The organism is Pseudomonas sp. S1(2024) (assembly GCF_046557535.1).
This window is the reverse complement of the sequence record NZ_JBKGFP010000003.1, coordinates 1-18,970: the sequence shown is the minus strand read 5'-3', so window position 1 is coordinate 18,970 and position 18,970 is coordinate 1. Positions and strand designations below refer to the sequence as shown.

The following is an 18,970-nucleotide window of genomic DNA, read 5'->3' as shown; positions in this document are numbered from 1 at the left end:
AGAAGCGTGCTCTACAGATCAATTTGGAATGGCTGTCGGATTTCTGCCATCAAACTGTAATGCCAACGCCGCAACATCCGGTGCCCTGAATGAACATGGATAAGGATGGCGGGTTCGATGGCAAGCAGTGTGCACAGGCGCGAAGTGATCAGCTGGATGGGTATCGGTGCCTTGGCACCGTTGCTCGGCGCCTGCTCCGCCCTTCCTGGGCAGCAGGGCGGCAATGCCAGCTTCGACCTGCTGTACGTGGCCGACACCCTCGATGCCCGCCAGCCTGGCCAGGCCGTGGTGCCGGCCACCCGCCTGGGGCCGGTCAGCCACCTGGGCCGCGCCCCATGGATGACCGGCAGCAGTGCCAGCATCGCCTACCCGCAACTGGCGCCATTGCTCGATGCCAGCCAGGCTGCATCTGCCCAACTGGGCGGCTATGCGGTGCTGGCGGCGTTGCTCGAGCAGCTGCGCGGTGAGGCTGGGGCGGGCAACAGCCTGACCCTGGAGAACGGCCAGGGCTGGAATGGCAGTGGCCTGGCCTACCTGACCCAGGGCGAAAGCGGCCTGCAGGGCAGCCAGCTGCTGGGCAGCGAAGCGCGGGTCAGCAGCGACGAGCGCGTGCTGTGGCCACAGCGCAGCCCGGCGCTGTATCGCCAGGCTGGCACCGTTACCCTGGGCGCCGGGCTGGCAGACACGCAACGCCGGGCTTTGGGCCTGGAAGCCTTGCACGTCTTCGAACGTGGCGGTGCACGTATTGCTGTGGTCGGCGTGACCGACCCCTACGCCCAGGACCAGAAAGCCTCCCTTAAACAGTGGTACCAGTCATTGCAGCCGGTGTTCGAACAGGCGCGGCGCGATGCTGACTTGGTGGTAGCCATGGCCGATGTCGGTACCGGGCCGGGCCTGTGGCTGGCCGAGCGGGTGCCGCAGATCGACGTGTTGCTGTGCGCCCGCGGCCAGGACCTGTGGCCGGCGCCGGTCCAGGTGAGCCAGGCCAGCGGCCGCCGCGTGCCGGTGCTGTTCGCCGGTTGCCGGGGCAGCGGCGCCTTCCGCCTGCGCTGCCAGCGCGTGGCCGGGTTGTGGCAGTTCGACGGGCGTTTCTTCCCAGCCTTTGAGCACCAGCTGGCACCCGCCGCGCAGCAGCGTATCGGGGCATTACAGGCAGAACTGCGCCAGCAGCGCGCCGGCCACGCGGCCTGGCTCGACCAACCGCTGGCCCGCGCGCCCCAGGCGCTGTGGCGCCGCGACACCCGAGGCGGCAGCTGGGACCGCCTGCTGCATCAGGCCCTGGCCGACGACAGCAGCATGCCGGCACTGCTGCCGGGCCTGCGCTATGACTACCCGCTGCCCGCCGGGGCGGCCATTACCCGCGAACACCTGATCAGCCTCACCGGTGGCTACCCGGCACCGGTGGTCGAAGCGCCGGCCCGGCAGGTCGAACAAGTGCTGGAAAACGCCGCGGAGCAACTGTTCGGCGACCCGCTGCTGCTGGACAACAGCCAGGACCTGCCGCGCTGGCAGGGCCAGGCCTGGCGTGTCAGCTACAGCCCGCAAGGCAAGCGCATCAGTGGCCTGGAGCCGGTGCAGGGCCTGTGCCGCACCTTTGGCCTGCAATTCGAAAACCAGGCTGGCGAGCCGCTGTGGCAACGGGTCGAAGCCTGGCTCGCCCGCCAGGCGACCGACTGGCAACTGGCGCCGCTGCAACTGCCCGAAGTGCGCTACGTGCAGGGGCACCCGGGCTGGCACCCAAGGCAACTGGCCTCGTGATGCTCGCCTCGCGCCTGCTGACTGGCGCTGGCCTGACCCTGGTCGGCTGGCTGGCGGCCCAGTGCGTGCTGCAACTGGGCCGCCAGCCGCAACCGGCCACTGCGCCCGCCGCGCGGTTGTTTCCTGCCCCCCTTCTTGTGTCTTTCTTCCCCCCCCCTGCCTCCCCCCCCCCCCCCCCCCCCCCGCAACCGGCCACTGCGCCCGCCGCGCCCGACAAGCCGCTGCCTGGCTTGATGGTTGGCCATTGGCAGGTACCCGTCGACGACGGTGCCATCGCCATCACCCGCCTGCCGTTGCAATACCTGGGTGGCCTCAAGGCCCAGCCGCTGGCCTCCAGCGTGGTGGTGCTGCGCTATGGCGAGCAGGTGCGCACCTTGGCCCGCGGCCAGCGCCTGGCGCCAGGGATCGTGCTGCAGGACATCGACAGCGATGGCCTGATTTTCAACAACCAGGGGCGGCGTGAACGCCTGCCCTGGCCGCCACGCCCCGCCGTGACCGGCTTCAAGCGGCAAGGATGAACGATGCCTGTTAGATATTGCGTGGCGGCCGCACTGAGCCTGGCCCTGTCCATGGCTTGTGCTGAAGAGCCGGTGTTCGACGACAACGGTACGCCGATGTACGAGGTGAACTTCGTCGACACCGAACTGGGCGAGTTCATCGACAGCGTGTCGCGCATCACCGGCACCACCTTCATCGTCGACCCCCGGGTCAAGGGCAAGGTCACCGTGCGCACCGTCGACCTGCACGACGCCGATGCCATCTACGACATCTTTCTGGCCCAGCTGCGCGCCCAGGGCTACGCCACTGTCGACCTGCCCAACGGCAGCGTGAAGATCGTTCCCGACCAGGCCGCTCGCCTGGAGCCTGTGCCGGTGGAGGCGGGAGGGCAGCAGGGGGAAGGCAGCGACAGTGTGGCTACGCGGGTATTCAATGTGCGTAACGCCGCCAGCGAGCAGGTGCTGGGCATTCTCAAGCCCCTGATCGACCCACGGGTCGGTGTGATCACACCTTATCCGGCAGCGCACCAGTTGGTAGTTACCGACTGGCGCAGCAACCTGGAACGTATCGCCAGCTTGCTGCGCCAGCTCGACCGCCCCCAGGACGTACCAGGCAGTGGCAGTACCCAGGTCATCTACCTGCGCCATGCCAATGCTGGTGAAGTGGTCAAGGTGTTGCGCGGGCTCAGCCAGGAAGGCATGGCGCCCTCTGAAGGTGCGGGCGAAGCAGAGGGCAAGGAAAGGCCCGTAGTGCCTGTCGCCGGGGGTTCGGGCATCCGCCTGGAGTACGAAGAAGGCACCAACGCCGTGGTCATGGTCGGCCCCGACAGCGAGCTGGCCGCTTACCGCGCCATCGTCGAGCAGCTGGACATCCGCCGTGCCCAGGTAGTAGTCGAAGCGATCATCGCCGAGGTGTCCGACAGCAGCGCCCAGGAACTGGGTGTGCAGTGGCTGTTCGCTGACGAGAAGTTCGGTGCCGGCATCGTCAACTTCGGTAGCAACGGGGTAAACATCGCCAGCATCGCCGGGGCCGCTGCCAGCGGCGACAACGAGGCCCTTGGCGATTTGCTGTCCAGCACCACCGGCGCCATGGCGGGTATCGGCCATTTCGGCGGCGGCTTCAACTTCGCCATGCTGGTTAACGCGCTGAAGGGCAAGAGCGGCTTCAACCTGCTGTCCACGCCCACCCTGCTGACCCTGGACAACGCCGAGGCGTCGATCCTGGTCGGCCAGGAAGTGCCCTTCGTCACCGGATCGGTGACGCAGAACAACGCCAACCCGTACCAGACCATCGAGCGCAAGGAAGTCGGGGTGAAGCTGCGCATCAAGCCGCAGATCAACGTCGACAACAGCGTGCGCCTGGACATCGTCCAGGAAGTGTCGTCGATTGCCGACACCACGGCTGCCAGCGACGTGATCACCAACAAGCGCGAGATTAAGACCAAGGTCATGGTCGAGGACAACGGCCTGGTGATCCTCGGCGGCCTGATCAGCGACGAACTGAGCACCAGCGACCAGCGTGTGCCGCTGCTTGGCGATATCCCTTACCTGGGCCGGCTGTTCCGCTCCGACGCCACGAAGAACACCAAGCAGAACCTGATGGTGTTCATCCGCCCGCGCATCCTGCGTGATGGGCCGAGCCTGGCCGGGCTCAGCGAAGACAAGTACCGCACCTTGCAGCAGACCACGCCGCTGCAGTTGCCCGACCTGGCGGATGCGCAAAACGCTACGCCGCTGTTGCAGGTGTTCCCCTCCAGCCGCGCACGGCTGGAAGGCGGTGACTGGTGATGCTGCCTTATCGCCAGGCACGGCAGAGCGGGGTGGTCATGGCCCCTGCGGAGCAGGGCTGGCAGCTATGGTTGCGGCATGACGCCGACAGCGCCCAATTGCAGGAGCTGCTGCGCGTGCACGGCCAGCCCAGCCTGCTCGAATACCTGGAGCCTGCACTGTTCGACGAACGCCTCGGCCAGCTGTACCAGGCCGGCGATGCCGCCACCGAGGCGCTGATCGAAGGCATCGGCGACCAGGTCGACCTGGACAGCCTGATGAGCGAAATGCCGCGCATCGAGGACCTGCTGGAAAGCGACGACGAAGCCCCGGTAATCCGCCTGATCAACGGCCTGTTCGGCCAGGCCCTGCGCCTGCGCGCTTCGGACATTCACATAGAAACCTTCGAGCAGAGCCTGGTGGTGCGCTTGCGCGTCGATGGCCACCTGCGCGAAGTGTTGCGCCCACCGCGTGCGTTGTCGGCCATGCTGGTGTCGCGGATCAAGGTCATGGCCCGTCTGGACATCGCCGAAAAGCGCCAGCCTCAGGATGGCCGTATCACCCTGCGTGCGGCGGGGCGCGAAGTGGATGTGCGGGTCTCGACACTGCCCGGCATCCACGGCGAACGGGTGGTGATGCGCGTGCTCGACAAGCAGGCCAACCTGCTGGCGCTGGGCAACCTGGGCATGCCGGCGGCGGTGTTGCAGGGCCTGCGCAGTTGCCTGGCACGGCCCAACGGCATAGTGCTGTCCACGGGGCCGACCGGTTCGGGCAAGACCACGACCCTGTATGCCAGCCTCAACAGCCTCAACGACGGCAGCCGCAACATCCTCACGGTCGAGGACCCGGTGGAATACGCTATCGCCGGCATCGGCCAGACTGCCATCAACCCGCGTGCCGGGCTGACCTTTGCCAGCGGCCTGCGCGCCATCCTGCGCCAGGACCCGGACGTGATCATGCTCGGCGAAATCCGTGACCAGGAGACCGCGCAGATCGCCGTACAGGCCAGCCTCACCGGCCACCTGGTGTTGTCCACGCTGCACACCAACAGTGCGGTGGGCGCGGTGACCCGCCTGCGCGACATGGGCATCGAACCGTTCCTGATCGCCTCGTGCCTGCGCGGCGTACTGGCCCAGCGCCTGGTGCGGCGCTTGTGCAGTTGCGCCGTGGCGCACCCGCTGCAGCCGGCGGAACGCGACCTGTGGCCCGAGCTGGCGGCGCTGGGCAGCAGCTACCACGCGGTGGGCTGCGAGCAGTGCCAGGGCAGCGGGTATGTCGGGCGCCTGGGCCTGTATGAGTTCATCGAGCTGGATGCCGGGCTGATCGGCCTGTTGTACGACGGCGCCAGTGAACTGGCCATGCAGGACTACCTGGCCGAGCGCCGGCAGAGCCTGGTGGCGATGGCCAGTGACTGCCTGGCCCGTGGCGAGACCAGCCTGGCCGAAGTACTACGCGTGGTGCAGGGCTGAGCCATGCCGACCTATCGCTACCAGGCCGTCGACCTCGCCGGCAAGACCCGCAAGGCCAGCTTGCAGGCCGACAGCGAACGTCATGCCCGCCAGTTGTTGCGTGAGCAGGGCCTGTTCGCCCGCCGCTTGCAGCGTCACGAAGCCGGCACCCGGCAACCCCGGCGCCAGCGCCTGAGCCGCGCCCAGCTATGCGAACTGACTCGTCAGCTGGCCACCCTGACCGGTGCCGGTATCCCTCTGGTCGACGCCCTGGCTACCCTGGAACGGCAACTGCGCCAGCCCGCCTTGCACAGTGTGCTGGTGGCCTTGCGCGGCTCGTTGGCCGAAGGCCTGGGCCTGGCTCGCAGCCTGGCACGTCAGGGGGCACCGTTTACCGGCCTGTACTGCGCGCTGGTCGAGGCCGGCGAGCGGTCCGGTCGCCTGGCCCAGGTGCTGACCCGCCTCGCCGACCATTTGGAGCAGGTTCAACGACAGCAGCACAAGGCACGTACCGCGCTCATCTACCCCACCGTGTTGATGGGGGTTTCGCTTGCCGTGGTGGTAGGCCTGATGACCTTCGTCGTACCCAAGCTCACCGAACAATTCGCCCATGCCGGGCAGAGCCTGCCGCTCATTACATCGCTGTTGATCGGCCTGAGCCAAGGGTTGGTGCAGGCCGGGCCCTGGCTTTTGGGGCTGGCCCTGTTGCTCGGCGCGCTCGGCGGCTGGTTGCTGCGCAAGCCGCACTGGTGCCTGCGCCGCGACCAGCTGCTGCTACGCCTGCCACATATCGGCAGCCTGCTTCAGGTGCTGGAAAGCGCGCGCCTGGCACGCAGCCTGGCAATCCTCAGCGGCAGCGGCGTGGCCCTGCTCGAAGCCCTGCAAGTGGCCACCGAAACCGTCGGCAACCGGCGTATCCGCCTGGCCATGGAGCAGGTGCGCCAGCAGGTGCAGGGCGGCACCAGCCTGCATCGCGCGCTGGATGCCAGCCAGCAGTTCCCGCCGCTGCTGGTGAACATGGTCGGCAGCGGCGAGGCCAGCGGCACTTTGGCCGACATGCTCGAGCGCGTGGCCGACGACCAGGAGCGCGGCTTCGCCCGCCAGGTCGATACCGCCATGGCGCTGTTCGAACCCCTGATGATCCTGGTGATGGGCGCCGTGGTGCTGTTCATCGTGCTGGCGGTGCTGTTGCCGATCATGCAACTCAACCAGGGCCTGCAACTGTGACGACAAGGAGTACTGCCATGCAGCATCGACGTAACCGCCAGCGCGGTTTCACCCTCATGGAAATCATGGTGGTGATCTTCATCATCGGCCTGCTGATCGCCGTGGTCGCGCCCAGCGTGCTGGGCAACCAGGACAAGGCCATGAAGCAGAAAGTGATGGCCGACCTGGCCACCCTGGAGCAGGCGCTGGACATGTACCGCCTGGACAACCTGCGCTTCCCCAGTAGCGAGCAGGGCCTGGCCGCGCTGGTGAAAAAGCCGGCCCAGGAGCCGCTGCCACGGGCCTGGCGCAGCGACGGCTACGTGCGCCGCCTGCCGGAAGACCCGTGGGGCACCCCTTACCAGTACCGCATGCCCGGCGAACATGGCCGGGTCGACGTGTACTCGCTGGGTGCCGACGGGCTGCCAGGCGGCGAAGGCCAGGATGCCGACCTGGGTAACTGGGAGCTGTAACGGGTGCGCCGTCAGCGGGGTTTCAGCCTGATCGAATTGCTGGTGGTGCTGGCCATCGCCGGGCTGATGACCGGATTGGCGGTGGCCGGGTTCGGCAACAGCCAGGCCAGTGTCGACCAGGCGCTGCAACGGCTGGCGAGCGAGGCCCGGTCGCAGGCCGCGCTGGCCCGGCATGCCGGGCAGCTGCGCGGGCTGCGCTGGAATGGCCAGCGTCCGGAGTTCGTCCGGCTCGAGGGTAATGGCTGGGTGGTCGAGGCAGTCGCCCTTGGTGACTGGCCCAAGGGGCTGCGCCCGGACTGGCCGGCCAGCCCGCAGCCGCGCCTGTTGTTCACTCCGCATGGCTGGGCGCAACCAGGCAAGGTGTGCTGGCGTTGGGCCGATGGCAGCCAGCAATGGGCCTGGAGCCGCGATGGCCGCTTGCAGGTGGTGGTTGCCCCATGAAGCGGCATCAGCGTGGCTTCACCCTGCTGGAGGTGACCGTGGCCCTGGCGATTGCCGCGGTGCTGGCGGTGATCACCAGCCAGGTTTTGCGCCAGCGCCTGGCGGTGCAGGACAACCTGCAGCAACACCGCCTTGGCCTGCTATGCGTGCGAGAACTGCAAACCCGCTTTGCCGTTGAGCAGTACTGGCCGGCGGAAAACCAGGTTGGCGGTGAACTGAGCCAAGGCGGCCAGCGCTGCCACTGGCAACTGCAACTGCGCCGCACCGGCGTACGCGGCCTGCGCCGTGGCGAGCTGCTGTTGTTCGCCGACCGCGACCAGCGCCTGCCGCTAGGCCAGTACACCGTGTTTCTGGAGCAGCCGTGAGTTACAGAAACCGTGAAGCCTGCGCGGTCCCTGTAGGAGCGGGTTTACCCGCGAAGCAGGCACCGCGGTGGATGGCACCGGCTGCGCCGGTGTTCGCGGGCGCGCCCGCTCCCACAGAGGCCCGGTTCCACCCCGCGCAGATGCCTGCCCCTGGAGCGGCCATGAGTTACAGAGACCGTGAAGCTTGTGCGGTCCCTGTAGGAGCGGGTTTACCCGCGAAGCAGGCACCGCGGTGGATGGCACCGGCTTCGCCGGTGTTCGCGGGCGCGCCCGCTCCCACAGAGGCCCGGTTCCACCCCGCGCAGATGCCTGCCCCTGGAGCGGCCATGAGTTACAGAGACCGTGAAGCCTGCGCGGTCCCTGTAGGAGCGGGTTTACCCGCGAAGCAGGCACCGCGGTGGATGGCACCGGCTTCGCCGGTGTTCGCGGGCGCGCCCGCTCCCACAGAGGCCCGGTTCCACTCCGCGCAGATGCCTGCCCCTGGAGCGGCCATGAGTTACAGAGACCGTGAAGCTTGTGCGGTCCCTGTAGGAGCGGGTTTGTGCGGTCCCTGTAGGAGCGGGTTTACCCGCGAAGCAGGCACTGCGGTGCATGGCACCGGCTGCGCCGGTGTTCGCGGGCGCGCCCGCTCCCACAGAGGCCCGGTTCCACCCCGCGCAGATGCCTGCCCCTGGAGCGGCCATGAGTTCCAGAAACCGTGAAGCCTGCGCGGTCCCTGTAGGAGCGGGTTTACCCGCGAAGCAGGCACCGCGGTGCATGGCACCGGCTGCGCCGGTGTTCGCGGGCGCGCCCGCTCCCACAGAGGCCCATTACCACCCCGCGCAGGTGTCTGCCCCTGGAGCAGCCATGAGTTACAGAGACCGTGAAGCTTGTGCGGTCCCTGTGGGAGCGGGCATGCCCGCGAAGCAGGCGACTCGGTGGATGGCACCGGCTTCGCCGGTGTTCGCGGGCGCGCCCGCTCCCACAGAGAGGGCGCATACCCGTCAGCCCCGGACCCAGCCCCGCAAGCACCGCCAGGCCGGCCTTACCCTGATCGAGCTGATGGTCGCCCTGGCACTTACCGCCGTACTCGGCATCATGCTCGCCGCCCTGGTCAACGGCTGGCTCAAGGTTCGCGAACGCCTGCAGGTCACCAATCAGGAAACCTCGGTGCTGGATTTCTGCCTGGCCCTGGAGCGTCGCTTCGACAGCCCGGTAATGCGCCGTGTCTACGACCAGCGCCTGCCCTTGGCCAGCCGCTGGCTGGACTGGCAACCGGCAAGCAACCAGTTGCTCTGGGTCGCCATTACCGGCATGCCGGAAGCCGAAGGTGGCTCGCGCCTGCAGCGCCAGCGCCTGCGCTTCGAGGCGCGTGAGCAGCGCCTGCTGCTGGAAAGCTCGGCCGATCTCTATGCCGCCGCCGCCCCACGCTGGGTCCAGCGCGAGCGGCTCGACCGGGTCAGCGCCATGAATGTTCTTTATTACCAGGGCGGCCGCTGGCTGGCCTGGCCTTCCGACCAACCTGCGCACCCCGGCCGTGGCGTGCGTCTGGAACTGCAGCGTGACGGAGCACCCTATGTCTGCACTTTCGCCCTCCCGTGGGGGCGCTCATGAAGTTTGAATGGCGGCGGCGCAGCCCGGCCCAGTCGTGGCTGTTGCTGCGACCGGGCGTTGTCTGGCACTGGGCGCTGGCCGAGGGCGGCCTTGTGCAACGCCATGGGCAGGGCGAGCCCCCGGCGAACCTGCAGGCCCGTGTGGCGTTGATCCTGCCTGCCGAGGCCTGCAGCTATTTCCGCGTGCCGGCACCGCCCGGGCTCAAGCGTGAAGAATGGCCGCTGTTGCTCGAAGACCGTTTGCTGCAGGCCGTCGACGAAGTGACATGTGCCTGCCTGGCTCGCGAGCCAGGCCACCTTCGGTTACTGGTAGTGGCCCGTCAGCAACTGGACGACTGGCGCGGGCAGTGCGCCGAATGGGGCTTGCAGGTGGCACGTTGCTGGGTAGAACTACAGCTGCTGCCGCCGCCCGAGGCGGGATGTGCCTGGCAATGGCAGCGCACACCCGGCATGTATTTGTACAAAGGGCTGGCCGAAGACAGGCAGGAGCACTGGCTGGCCTGGCCGGATGCACTGGGCGAGGTGCCACGGCAACCGTGGGCGGAGCTGCAAAAGGTTTCGCTGAGCGGCGACTGGCCCAGTACGTTGGCACCGCTCGATTCATTGCCCGGCCTGTTCGAGCGTACCCGCAAGGTGCGTTCGCTGCCGGTGGTGTCCCGGCCACAGCAACGGCTGCTCGCGGCCTGCCTGGTACTGGCTGCCGTCTGGGGCGGGCTGTGGTTGAACAAGCAGTGGGCCCAGGCGCAACTCTGGCGCAGCCAGGTCATCGCCGTGACCGGTGAGCAGGCCAGCCCCCGGCACGCCGCGCAGGCCCTCAAACGCCTGCGCGAAAGTGAATTGCAACAGCAGCTGCGCACGCGCCAGCTCGAAGACCTGCAGGCTGCGTTGCAGGCCTGGCTGCGTGACCACCCCGGCTGGCGCCTGCAAGCGGTGCGCTTCGATGGCCAGCGCTGGCACTTGCGGCTGGAAGGCGAGGGCGGTGCGCCGCCATGGAGCGACATGTCGACAGCCGCCGGGGCCTCTGTCCAGGTGCAGGACGGCCAAGTGGTGTTCGACTTGGGAGCAGCCTCATGAACCGGGACTGGATACAGCGTCATCGTTTGAAGTTCGCCTGGGCACTGATTGCCCTGTTGTTGGCCTTCCTGGCCCTGCGCGCAGGCCTTGCGCAATGGCGCGAGCTCAGCCAGTGGCGCGGGCTGGCCGAACAGGCCGCCAGCCTTCAAGGCGGCCCGGGGTTGAGCCTGGAGCGGCTACGCCAGTCGGCCCAGGCGCGGCAGATCGAACTGGCCGAGGTCGATGCGCAGGGCAAGACCTGGCAACTGCGTGGGCAGGTGGCCGACGAGCGAGTGCTGCAAGGCTGGTTGCAGACCCTGCGTGCAGAAGGCGTACAGCCATTGCAGTGGGGGCTGGAACAGCATGAAAAGAGATTGCGCTTCGACCTGGTGGTGCGGCCATGAGCCGAAGAAGTGTGGCGTGGGTGCTGTTGGTATTCACCGTGACATTGCTGGTGGAACTGCCGGCCAGCTGGGTGGTGCGCGGGATAGGCCTGCCTGCGCGTGAGGTCAGCGGCAGCCTGTGGCAAGGCCAGGCGCAGCAACTGGGGCCGGTCGGGCCATTGCGTTGGGCGGTGCAGCCTTGGCGCTTGCAGGCGGATGCACAGCTGGGCTTTCAGGGCCAGGCCTGGCGGTTGCGCGTCGAAGGCTGGCCATGGCGCTGGCGGTTGGGGGCGACGGCCATGGGTGCCCAGACGACGGTGACGACGGATTTCCGCTTGGCCGGCCAGTGGCAAGGCGCGTTGCGGGTGCAGGGAGCAGGGCGGCAATGCCGTGCCAGCGAAGGCCGCATCGCGGTAACCGACCTTGCCTTGAGCGAGCCCTGGTCACTGGGCCTGGGGCAGGGCTGGCTGGAAATGGACTGCCGCAGCGGCTGGCACCTGCGCGGGCAGTTGGCGCAGCCGGGGCAGCATCTGTTGGCCGTGGATGCTGACCTGCCAGCGCGACGGGCGCAAGTGGTGGTGGAGTTGCAGCCAGAAGCGGCGCTGACGCCTTTGCTGCGTGGCGTGCAGTGGCTTGGGCCGCAGGCGCTGGCAGGGCAGCGGAATTTGCGCTGGTAGACAGGTGTTATCGCCGGCAAGCTGGCTCGGCGTGTGTAGGAGCGGCCTTGTGTCGCGAAAGGGCTGCAAAGCAGCCCCAGCAATTTGTGCATATGCGCTGAAACCGGGGGCTGCTTTGCAGCCCTTTCGCGACACAAGGCCGCTCCTACAACCAATCAACTGTCTGGCCCAAATACTAAAAGAGGGCACGAAGCCCGTGCCCTCCGGCGCGGCGCCTGCCTCAGTTTTTCTTGCCCTGCACACTCGAAGCCCACTGCTCACTGCGATTGTGCCCACTGGTCCTCAACAACCCCAGATCCAGTGCATTCTCCCCATCCGCCGCACCCTTGCCCTTGGCCATTTCAGCCACCGCGGTGCCCAGGTCCACTGGCGAGTTGGACGCATCGATCGATACATCCCGGCGATAGTCGTTACCGCTCAGTGTTTCCCGGCTAACCGAGTACCCACCACGAAGCCGGCGCGTGTGGTGTTGATGAAACTGCCGCCGTTGAGGGTGATGCCATTGGGGTTGGCCAGTATGTAGTCGGCCGGGCGGCCGAAGATTTCCTGCGGCCCTTCGATCAGCGAGGCGTTGCGGCTGACCACCTCGTTGAGGATGGTCGAGGCGGCCTGGCCCTGGAATTGCGGGTTGGCCGCCAGGGCACCGGCCAGTTCCGACTGCCCGGCCTGGGTGGCATTGTTCAGCACCAGCCCTGAACGGTCGACGTTGTAGTCGAGGAACTGGTTGTGTGACAGCCCGTTGGCGTTTGGCGCGACAATATCGATGACCGGGACGCCGTGGCCGTCGTTGATGACCGGTGTACCGCCGGGGCCGCTGGTTGCTGCCAGGCCGCCCTGGGCCAGTGCGGCGCCGGGCCCGAGCAGGCCGAGGAAGATGGCCCAGCGCAAGATATCCGGGCGGGAATACGGTGACTGCGAGAGTGTTTGCATGTTCTCGTTCTCTTTGTTGTGGGTGATTCAGATGGTCAGGGCCAGTTCCACTACCCAGAAGCCGGGTTCCAGCAGCGGGCGGGGCAGGTCGCTGGCGTACAGTGCCCGTTGGTAGCCCAGGCGCAGGTGGCTGCCGGGCAGGCTCAGTTCGGCACCGGCAGTGGCCCCGGCGAGGCGTTGTGAAGGCTTGCCTTCGGCAGTGCGGGTCCAGCCCAGGTCCAGGCCGATGTAGGGGCGTACCTGCAGGGGAGCCGTCCAGCGCTCCGGCAGCGGCTGACTGACGGTGTTGCGCCAGGCGGCGCTGCTGGCACCTGAGTAGGTACGCAGGCGAAACCCGCGCACGGCCGAATCGTCGCTGGCCAGCAACTGCTCGACGGCGGGTAGCGGGTCACTGCTGTATTGCAGACTCAGCTCACTCTGCCAGCGCCATGGGTGGCTGGCCGGGCCCTGGCGCAGGTGCAGCAGGTTGGCGCGGTACTTGCGAAAATCCGGGCGCAGGCGTTCCGCTCCCAGCGGTGAACGGTCGGCGCCGAAGGCGTCGATACCCTGGGCGACACCGAGGTAGCCATTCCACAGGCCGCCCTGGAGCCACAGCAGGTTGATACCCGCTTCCAAGGAGACCAGGGTGGGGCTCTGCTGGACGATCACCGCGCCCGCGCTGCGGTTGACCATCTGCTTGCGGTCCAGCCGGGCGCTGGCGCTGAGCATGCCTTGCTGGTTGCGCCACAGCACCCGCTCGACGCTCAGGCCCTGGTAGCTGCTGCTGCCGTCGGCTACCTGGCGGCTGTGGGGGAGCGGCGCCTCGTAGCGCAGCTCGCTGGCGCTGAGCGCGAAGGTCCAGGCGCCGTAGGGGATGCTGTAGTACAGCGAGATGCCTTGGCTTTGCCCGGGCGCATCGAGCACCGTGCCGTTCAGTGACAGGCGCAGGTCATCATTGAGGCCCAGCGGGCTGTCCAGGCCGAAGCCGAGGTTCAGGCGATGACGCCCGGTCAGGTCGCTGCCGCGGTTGTCGAAGCGGCTGTCCAGGTGCCCGCGCGAGGCCACCTTGCGCGGCTGCACGACAACCCGGGTGCCGCCCTGCATTTCGCCGGGCAGCAACTCTGCGGACAGGTCATACGCGCGCAGCCGGTTGAGCTGGTCGAGGCCTTGCTCCAGGGCTGGCAGGAACAGTGGCTGCCCGAGCAGGCCGGGAAAGGCGCCGGGGAGGGACAGGGGCAACTCGGGGCCGGCCATTTCGATGGACTCGACGAACCCCTCGACGATGACCAGGTTCAGCGGTGCGCCGTCTTGTGGAGGTTGCTGCAGGTAGGGCCGGCTGGTCGGGTATCCGGCTTGCACATAGCGCTGGGTGATGGCTTTCAGCAGCCCGTTGATTTCCGCGATACCCATGCACGGGGTAATGAACCTGCGGAGGGTTGGCGTTAGCGCCGAGTCGGAAAGCTCGCGGTTGCCGGCCACGCGTACGCCGGTGATGGCCCAGCAGCGCTGGTCGTGGGGGAGGGGGGCGGTGGCGTCGTGGCTTTCGGCAGGGGCGGGCTGGCGCTGCCAGCGTTCCAGGCGCTGTTGCTGTTCCAGCTGTCGCAGCCCGCGCTGCTGATCGCGCAGTTGCTGGCTGGCCGGGTCGTCGGCCAACGCCTGTGGTGCGGCCAGCAAACCTGACAGGCAGCAGGTGAGCGCCCAGCAGGTGGCGCGATGAATGTGGAACGGCATTGAAGCACCCCGCAAATGATGTACGGATTTCGTACTCGTCTGCGTGGATGCTAAAAATTAAGGGGTTCGCCTGGATGCAGTACCCGGCCTAAGCGCTTGTAGGGCGCGTTCTTGCCTGATGGTGGGAAGCTTCCTACAGCATCAGTTGAAAGGCCCGCTATCAGGGCCGAATTTCGATCAACGTGCCATCCCGCACCAGGTCCCACACTTCCTGCATGTCGCGGTTACGCATGGCAATACACCCATCTGTCCAGTCCAGGGTATGGAAGTACCACTCCGGATACTCGTCGTTGATCGGCGTGCCATGGATCATGATCATGCTGCCGGCACTCACCCCTTCACGAGTGGCACGGGCCGCGTCGTTGATGTTCGGGTAGTTGATGTGTATGGCCAGGTTGAAACGGTCGCTTTGCTTGCGCCAGTCCAGCCAGTAAAGGCCCTCGGGGGTTTTCTTGTCGCCTTCGCGCTCCTTGGCGCCTTTTGGCTGCTTGCCCAGCGAGATGCGGTAGGTCTTCAGCGGTTCGCCACGGCTGATCAGTTGCAGACGGCGCTCGGACTTGATCACCAGCACCTTGTCGATCAGCGGTTGCATGGCCTGCTGCGAAGGCGACGGGGTTTGCACTGCCGGCTGGGGCTTGCGGATGATGGTCTCGGTGAAGGCCGCCTGGGACACCGAGGTAACGCAAAGGCAGAAAAGGGCAAGCAACCAGCGCATGTAACGGTATCCCTGAAGGCTTCTAGGTGGTGGGCGAGACGTTCATCGGCGGCAGGTATTCATGGCCTATGGGGTAGTGCTGCCTGATGCGATCGCGATAGTAGCATTCTAGTGTGCGAGTGACGGTGCGGAAAGCCAGCTCGCCCCACGGAATCTCATGTTCCTCGAACAGCCGCACCTCCAGGCTTTCGACACCGACAGCGAAATCAAGGTCCGCAAGCTCGGCGCGGAAGAACACGTGCACCTGGTTGATGTGTGGCAGGTCGAACAGCTGGTACAGGCTCATGCTGCCGACCCGGGCGCAGGCCTCCTCGACGGTTTCGCGACGGGCGGCCTGGTCCAGGGTTTCGCCGTTTTCCATGAAACCGGCGGGCAGGGTCCAGAAGCCGCGGCGTGGCTCGATGGCGCGCCGGCACAGCAACACCTGGCTGCCCCAGGTCGGCAACACGCCGGCGACGATGTTGGGGTTCTGGTAGTGGATGGTCTGGCAAACCTCGCAGACATACCGCAGGCGGCTGTCGCCCTCGGGGATCCGCTGAGTGACCGGCTGGCCGCACGCGCTGCAGAATTTCATGTGTCGTTCCTTTTGCTCCGGGCTATCTTGGCGCGCCGGCCGTGCCGTCGCAAGCGCACGGGGCTTGGGTGCTTCGCGCCTTTGGTGCATCATGCAAGGCAGGCCTTGGATATGAGCGTGCGCAATGCTGGACGAGCTACTTCGCCGAATGAGCAACCACCAACCCGCATCACTGGAAACCGACCGGCGGTTCCCCGAAGCGGCGGTCCTCTTGCCCATTACCCGCAGCGAAGCGCCCGAGCTGGTCCTGACCCTGCGCGCCAAGGGCCTGTCCACCCACGGCGGCGAAGTGGCTTTTCCCGGTGGCCGCCGCGACCCGGAAGACCCGGACCTGGTGTTCACCGCGCTACGTGAAGCCGAAGAAGAAATTGGCCTGCCACCAGGCCTGGTGGAAGTGATCGGCCCGCTCAGCCCGCTGATTTCGCTGCACGGCCTGAAAGTGACGCCATTCGTCGGGCTCATCCCCGATTTTGTCGAATACCGTGCCAATGATGCCGAGATCGCGGCAGTATTCACCGTGCCGCTGGAATTCTTCCGCCAGGACCCGCGCGACCATACCCATCGTATCGATTACCAGGGGCGCAGCTGGTATGTGCCCAGCTATCGCTATGGTGAATACAAGATCTGGGGGTTGTCGGCGATCATGATCGTCGAACTGGTCAACCTGCTGTTCGATGCCGGCATCAGCCTGCACCAGCCCCCGGAGCGTTACATCGAAAACTGAGCGGGGCCAACCCCGTCGTCTGCGTTGCAGCCTGAGGAGCAAGCATGAAATACCGCCTGGGCGACCTGCGGGTCGAGAGCCACCCCACCAGTTGGGCCGCACCCAACGCCACGCTGATCGGCAAGGTGCGCTTGCAGGCCGATGCCAGCGTGTGGTTTGGCGCGGTGCTGCGCGGGGACAACGAGCTGATCGACATTGGCGAAGGCAGCAACGTGCAGGATGGCACGGTGATGCACACCGACATGGGCTCGCCGCTGACCCTGGGCAAGGGCGTGACCGTTGGCCACAACGCCATGCTGCATGGTTGCACGGTGGGCGACTACAGCCTGGTCGGTATCAACGCGGTCATCCTCAATGGCGCGCGCATCGGCAAGCATTGCATTATTGGCGCCAATGCGCTGATTGCAGAAGGCAAGGAGATCCCCGACGGTTCGCTGGTGATGGGGTCGCCGGGCAAGGTGGTGCGCGAGCTGACCGAACAGCAGAAACGCATGCTTGAAGCCAGTGCCGCGCATTACGTGCACAATGCCCAGCGTTATGCACGGGAGTTGGTGGTTGATGATGAGTGATGTAGTGGAGCGACCGGTAGCCTCGCCGTGCGTGAGTATCTGTGCGTTGGACGAGCAGGATATCTGCACAGGTTGCCAGCGAACCGTGGCCGAGATCGGCCGCTGGGGGCGGATGGACAACGACGAGCGCCGGGCGGTGCTGAAGCTGTGCCATGAAAGGGCAGTAGCTGCCGGCCTGATTATCGGAGGCTAAATACCTTGTCGGCTTCATCGCCGACCTTGTACCGTTGCCTGCCGATGAAGCCAGCGGTAATCTGTGCCGCTTGCCCACAGACTACCCGCCATGTTCTATCTGATTGCCTACATCAGCAGCGTAGTGCTGATCAACTACGCCTTCTCCAGCGCGCCGCACCTGGACATCATCTGGTCCGCCTGGGGCGGCCTGGTGTTCATCCTGCGCGACATGGTGCAAACCCGCTTCGGCCATGGCGCCCTGGTCGCCATGCTGGCGGCGCTGGTGCTGTCCTACGTCACCTCGGAACCGGCCATCGCCCTGGCCAGCGCCACCGCCTTCTTCATTTCCGAACTGATCGACTGGCTGGTGTTCAGCATCACCCGCCGACCGCTGCGCGACCGCCTGTGGCTGAGCTCGGCGCTGAGCATCCCGGTCGACACCTTCATCTTCTTCGGCATGATCGGTGCCCTGACCCCAGCCGTGATCGGCACCGCCATGGCCTCGAAATTCGCCGGGGTCACCGCCGTGTGGCTGGCCATGGCATTTCGCGCCCGGCGGGCCGCCGTGGCGGGTTGATGGTGTAGAATAGCGGTCCTTTTTCAGCGGGCGGCGCCAAGCCTGGTGCGGCCCCGGACGCCTTCGAGGACCTGAAATGACCCGTATCGGAACCCCCTTGTCGCCTACTGCGACCCGTGTACTGCTCTGCGGCTGTGGCGAGCTGGGCAAGGAAGTGGTGATCGAGCTGCAGCGCCTGGGCGTCGAAGTGATCGCCGTCGACCGCTACGCCAATGCCCCGGCGATGCAGGTGGCGCACCGCAGCCACGTGGTCAACATGCTCGATGGCGTGGCCCTGCGCGCGGTGATCGAGGCCGAGAAGCCGCACTACATCGTCCCTGAAATCGAGGCCATCGCCACCGCCACCTTGGTCGAGCTGGAAAACGAAGGTTTCAACGTGGTGCCGACCGCCCGCGCCACCCAGCTCACCATGAACCGTGAAGGCATCCGCCGCCTGGCCGCCGAAGAGCTGGACCTGCCGACCTCGCCGTACCACTTCGCCGACACCTATGAAGACTACGCCAAGGCCGTGGCCGATGTCGGCTACCCGTGCGTGGTCAAGCCGGTGATGAGCTCGTCGGGCAAGGGCCAGAGCCTGCTGCGCAGCGATGCCGACCTGCAGAAGTCGTGGGCCTACGCCCAGGAAGGAGGCCGCGCCGGCAAAGGCCGGGTCATCGTCGAGGGCTTCATCGACTTCGAATACGAAATCACCCTGCTGACCGTGCGCCACGTCGGTGGCACCACCTTCCTCGAGCCAGTCGGCCACCGCCAGGAGAAGGGTGACTACCAGGAATCGTGGCAGCCGCAGGCCATGAGCCCGAAGGCGCTGGCCGAGTCGCAGCGGGTGGCCAAGGCGGTCACCGATGCCCTGGGCGGTCGTGGCCTGTTTGGCGTGGAACTGTTCGTGAAGGGCGACCAGGTGTGGTTCAGCGAAGTCTCGCCACGCCCGCATGACACCGGCCTGGTGACCCTGATTTCCCAGGACCTGTCGCAGTTTGCCCTGCATGCCCGTGCCATTCTTGGCCTGCCGATTCCGGTAGTGCGCCAGTTCGGCCCTTCGGCTTCGGCGGTGATCTTGCCCGAGGGGCAGTCGCAGCAGACCAGCTTTGCCAACCTGGGTGCGGCGCTGAGCGAGCCGGATACTGCCATTCGCCTGTTCGGCAAGCCGGAAATCAACGGTACCCGCCGCATGGGCGTATGCCTGGCGCGTGACGAATCGGTCGAAGCGGCGCGTGCCAAGGCGACCCGTGCTTCGCAGGCGGTCAAGGTCGAGTTCTGATCCGATTGGGGCTGCGTTGCAGCCCTTCGCGGGCGCGCCCGCTCCCCCAGAATCTTTCTTCTCCCCCCCCGGAGGGGGG

20 protein-coding genes and 1 pseudogene are annotated in these 18,970 nt (G+C 66.6%); 17 read left to right on the top strand and 4 right to left on the bottom strand.

Translation table 11 applies throughout. The features are described 5' to 3' along the window. The first annotated feature begins 117 nt into the window (after positions 1–117). The 12 genes from ACLCGK_RS04000 (at position 118) to ACLCGK_RS03945 (ending at position 11,660) form a co-directional block, all read left to right on the top strand. The gene (locus ACLCGK_RS04000; RefSeq protein ID WP_410951319.1) at positions 118–1,758 is read left to right on the top strand and encodes a lipoprotein UxpA; all 1,641 of its coding nucleotides are present in this window, start codon (positions 118–120) and stop codon (positions 1,756–1,758) included. After that, complete coding sequence (locus ACLCGK_RS03995; protein WP_410951363.1) at positions 1,758–2,276, top strand: pilus assembly protein PilZ; 519 nt, start codon at positions 1,758–1,760, stop codon at positions 2,274–2,276. Before ACLCGK_RS04000 ends, ACLCGK_RS03995 begins: the two co-directional genes overlap by 1 nt. 3 nt (positions 2,277–2,279) lie before the next feature. After that, positions 2,280–4,043, top strand: a complete 1,764-nt coding sequence (gene gspD, locus ACLCGK_RS03990) for a type II secretion system secretin GspD (RefSeq protein WP_410951318.1) — start codon at positions 2,280–2,282, stop codon at positions 4,041–4,043. Next, positions 4,043–5,491: a GspE/PulE family protein gene (locus tag ACLCGK_RS03985; protein ID WP_410951362.1), complete on the top strand. Its 1,449-nt coding sequence runs from the start codon at positions 4,043–4,045 to the stop codon at positions 5,489–5,491. The genes gspD and ACLCGK_RS03985 overlap by 1 nt, the downstream gene beginning before the upstream one ends. Before the next feature lie 3 nt (positions 5,492–5,494). Next, entirely contained in the window at positions 5,495–6,697 is a 1,203-nt protein-coding gene (gene gspF, locus ACLCGK_RS03980) for a type II secretion system inner membrane protein GspF (RefSeq protein WP_410951317.1), read from the top strand. A gap of 17 nt (positions 6,698–6,714) precedes the next feature. Further along, on the top strand, positions 6,715–7,149 hold the full coding sequence (gene gspG / locus ACLCGK_RS03975) for a type II secretion system major pseudopilin GspG (RefSeq protein ID WP_013971171.1): 435 nt from the start codon (positions 6,715–6,717) through the stop codon (positions 7,147–7,149). A gap of 3 nt (positions 7,150–7,152) precedes the next feature. Beyond that, the gene (gspH, locus tag ACLCGK_RS03970; protein WP_410951316.1) at positions 7,153–7,590 is read left to right on the top strand and encodes a type II secretion system minor pseudopilin GspH; all 438 of its coding nucleotides are present in this window, start codon (positions 7,153–7,155) and stop codon (positions 7,588–7,590) included. Continuing rightward, positions 7,587–7,955, top strand: coding sequence for a type II secretion system protein GspI (locus ACLCGK_RS03965; RefSeq protein ID WP_410951315.1), 369 nt, complete (start codon positions 7,587–7,589; stop codon positions 7,953–7,955). Before gspH ends, ACLCGK_RS03965 begins: the two co-directional genes overlap by 4 nt. An 894-nt stretch (positions 7,956–8,849) precedes the next feature. Further along, entirely contained in the window at positions 8,850–9,548 is a 699-nt protein-coding gene (locus tag ACLCGK_RS03960; protein ID WP_410951314.1) for a prepilin-type N-terminal cleavage/methylation domain-containing protein, read from the top strand. After that, a complete protein-coding gene (gspL, locus tag ACLCGK_RS03955; RefSeq protein WP_410951313.1) occupies positions 9,545–10,621 on the top strand; it encodes a type II secretion system protein GspL in 1,077 nt (358 codons plus the stop codon). The genes ACLCGK_RS03960 and gspL overlap by 4 nt, the downstream gene beginning before the upstream one ends. Further along, on the top strand, positions 10,618–11,004 hold the full coding sequence (gene gspM / locus ACLCGK_RS03950; protein ID WP_085720732.1) for a type II secretion system protein GspM: 387 nt from the start codon (positions 10,618–10,620) through the stop codon (positions 11,002–11,004). Before gspL ends, gspM begins: the two co-directional genes overlap by 4 nt. Continuing rightward, positions 11,001–11,660: a hypothetical protein gene (locus ACLCGK_RS03945; protein ID WP_410951312.1), complete on the top strand. Its 660-nt coding sequence runs from the start codon at positions 11,001–11,003 to the stop codon at positions 11,658–11,660. Before gspM ends, ACLCGK_RS03945 begins: the two co-directional genes overlap by 4 nt. Before the next feature lie 438 nt (positions 11,661–12,098). Here the strand turns inward: ACLCGK_RS03945 and ACLCGK_RS03940 are convergent. From ACLCGK_RS03940 to ACLCGK_RS03925, 4 genes and pseudogenes are all read right to left on the bottom strand, one after another. Further along, positions 12,099–12,590 (bottom strand): annotated as a pseudogene (locus ACLCGK_RS03940) (filamentous hemagglutinin N-terminal domain-containing protein); the annotation flags it as partial. Between the two features lie 27 nt (positions 12,591–12,617). Next, positions 12,618–14,300 (bottom strand): ShlB/FhaC/HecB family hemolysin secretion/activation protein, encoded by a 1,683-nt coding sequence (locus ACLCGK_RS03935; protein WP_410951311.1) that lies wholly within the window; start codon positions 14,298–14,300, stop codon positions 12,618–12,620. A gap of 160 nt (positions 14,301–14,460) precedes the next feature. Beyond that, positions 14,461–15,015 carry a murein L,D-transpeptidase family protein gene (locus ACLCGK_RS03930; protein ID WP_013971179.1) on the bottom strand — a complete coding sequence of 185 codons (555 nt, stop codon included), beginning with the start codon at positions 15,013–15,015 and terminating at the stop codon, positions 14,461–14,463. Positions 15,016–15,037: 22 nt separating this feature from the next. Then, complete coding sequence (locus ACLCGK_RS03925; protein ID WP_061303194.1) at positions 15,038–15,589, bottom strand: NUDIX hydrolase; 552 nt, start codon at positions 15,587–15,589, stop codon at positions 15,038–15,040. A 124-nt stretch (positions 15,590–15,713) separates the two neighbouring features. Between ACLCGK_RS03925 and ACLCGK_RS03920 the strand changes: the two genes are divergently transcribed. The 5 genes from ACLCGK_RS03920 (at position 15,714) to purT (ending at position 18,891) form a co-directional block, all read left to right on the top strand. Next, positions 15,714–16,313 carry a CoA pyrophosphatase gene (locus ACLCGK_RS03920; protein WP_003252125.1) on the top strand — a complete coding sequence of 200 codons (600 nt, stop codon included), beginning with the start codon at positions 15,714–15,716 and terminating at the stop codon, positions 16,311–16,313. Between the two features lie 44 nt (positions 16,314–16,357). Continuing rightward, complete coding sequence (locus ACLCGK_RS03915) at positions 16,358–16,882, top strand: gamma carbonic anhydrase family protein (RefSeq protein ID WP_015269134.1); 525 nt, start codon at positions 16,358–16,360, stop codon at positions 16,880–16,882. Then, the gene (locus tag ACLCGK_RS03910) at positions 16,872–17,075 is read left to right on the top strand and encodes a DUF1289 domain-containing protein (RefSeq protein WP_410951310.1); all 204 of its coding nucleotides are present in this window, start codon (positions 16,872–16,874) and stop codon (positions 17,073–17,075) included. The genes ACLCGK_RS03915 and ACLCGK_RS03910 overlap by 11 nt, the downstream gene beginning before the upstream one ends. Before the next feature lie 90 nt (positions 17,076–17,165). Then, the gene (locus ACLCGK_RS03905; RefSeq protein WP_003252131.1) at positions 17,166–17,633 is read left to right on the top strand and encodes a VUT family protein; all 468 of its coding nucleotides are present in this window, start codon (positions 17,166–17,168) and stop codon (positions 17,631–17,633) included. A gap of 76 nt (positions 17,634–17,709) precedes the next feature. After that, positions 17,710–18,891, top strand: coding sequence for a formate-dependent phosphoribosylglycinamide formyltransferase (gene purT, locus ACLCGK_RS03900; protein ID WP_013971185.1), 1,182 nt, complete (start codon positions 17,710–17,712; stop codon positions 18,889–18,891). Positions 18,892–18,970 lie beyond the last annotated feature (79 nt).

Bases quoted from the DNA above. Each gene is read 5' to 3' on its own strand.
- gspM (WP_085720732.1), top strand. From the start codon at position 10,618: ATGAACCGGGACTGGATACAGCGTCATCGTTTGAAGTTCGCCTGGGCA.
- ACLCGK_RS04000 (WP_410951319.1), top strand. From the start codon at position 118: ATGGCAAGCAGTGTGCACAGGCGCGAAGTGATCAGCTGGATGGGTATC.
- gspL (WP_410951313.1), top strand. From the start codon at position 9,545: ATGAAGTTTGAATGGCGGCGGCGCAGCCCGGCCCAGTCGTGGCTGTTG.
- ACLCGK_RS03915 (WP_015269134.1), top strand. From the start codon at position 16,358: ATGAAATACCGCCTGGGCGACCTGCGGGTCGAGAGCCACCCCACCAGT.
- gspG (WP_013971171.1), top strand. From the start codon at position 6,715: ATGCAGCATCGACGTAACCGCCAGCGCGGTTTCACCCTCATGGAAATC.
- ACLCGK_RS03965 (WP_410951315.1), top strand. From the start codon at position 7,587: ATGAAGCGGCATCAGCGTGGCTTCACCCTGCTGGAGGTGACCGTGGCC.
- ACLCGK_RS03905 (WP_003252131.1), top strand. From the start codon at position 17,166: ATGTTCTATCTGATTGCCTACATCAGCAGCGTAGTGCTGATCAACTAC.
- ACLCGK_RS03985 (WP_410951362.1), top strand. From the start codon at position 4,043: ATGCTGCCTTATCGCCAGGCACGGCAGAGCGGGGTGGTCATGGCCCCT.
- ACLCGK_RS03925 (WP_061303194.1), bottom strand. From the start codon at position 15,589: ATGAAATTCTGCAGCGCGTGCGGCCAGCCGGTCACTCAGCGGATCCCC.
- ACLCGK_RS03945 (WP_410951312.1), top strand. From the start codon at position 11,001: ATGAGCCGAAGAAGTGTGGCGTGGGTGCTGTTGGTATTCACCGTGACA.
- ACLCGK_RS03910 (WP_410951310.1), top strand. From the start codon at position 16,872: ATGATGAGTGATGTAGTGGAGCGACCGGTAGCCTCGCCGTGCGTGAGT.
- purT (WP_013971185.1), top strand. From the start codon at position 17,710: ATGACCCGTATCGGAACCCCCTTGTCGCCTACTGCGACCCGTGTACTG.
- ACLCGK_RS03920 (WP_003252125.1), top strand. From the start codon at position 15,714: ATGCTGGACGAGCTACTTCGCCGAATGAGCAACCACCAACCCGCATCA.
- ACLCGK_RS03995 (WP_410951363.1), top strand. From the start codon at position 1,758: ATGCTCGCCTCGCGCCTGCTGACTGGCGCTGGCCTGACCCTGGTCGGC.
- ACLCGK_RS03960 (WP_410951314.1), top strand. From the start codon at position 8,850: ATGCCCGCGAAGCAGGCGACTCGGTGGATGGCACCGGCTTCGCCGGTG.
- gspF (WP_410951317.1), top strand. From the start codon at position 5,495: ATGCCGACCTATCGCTACCAGGCCGTCGACCTCGCCGGCAAGACCCGC.
- ACLCGK_RS03935 (WP_410951311.1), bottom strand. From the start codon at position 14,300: ATGCCGTTCCACATTCATCGCGCCACCTGCTGGGCGCTCACCTGCTGC.
- gspD (WP_410951318.1), top strand. From the start codon at position 2,280: ATGCCTGTTAGATATTGCGTGGCGGCCGCACTGAGCCTGGCCCTGTCC.
- ACLCGK_RS03930 (WP_013971179.1), bottom strand. From the start codon at position 15,015: ATGCGCTGGTTGCTTGCCCTTTTCTGCCTTTGCGTTACCTCGGTGTCC.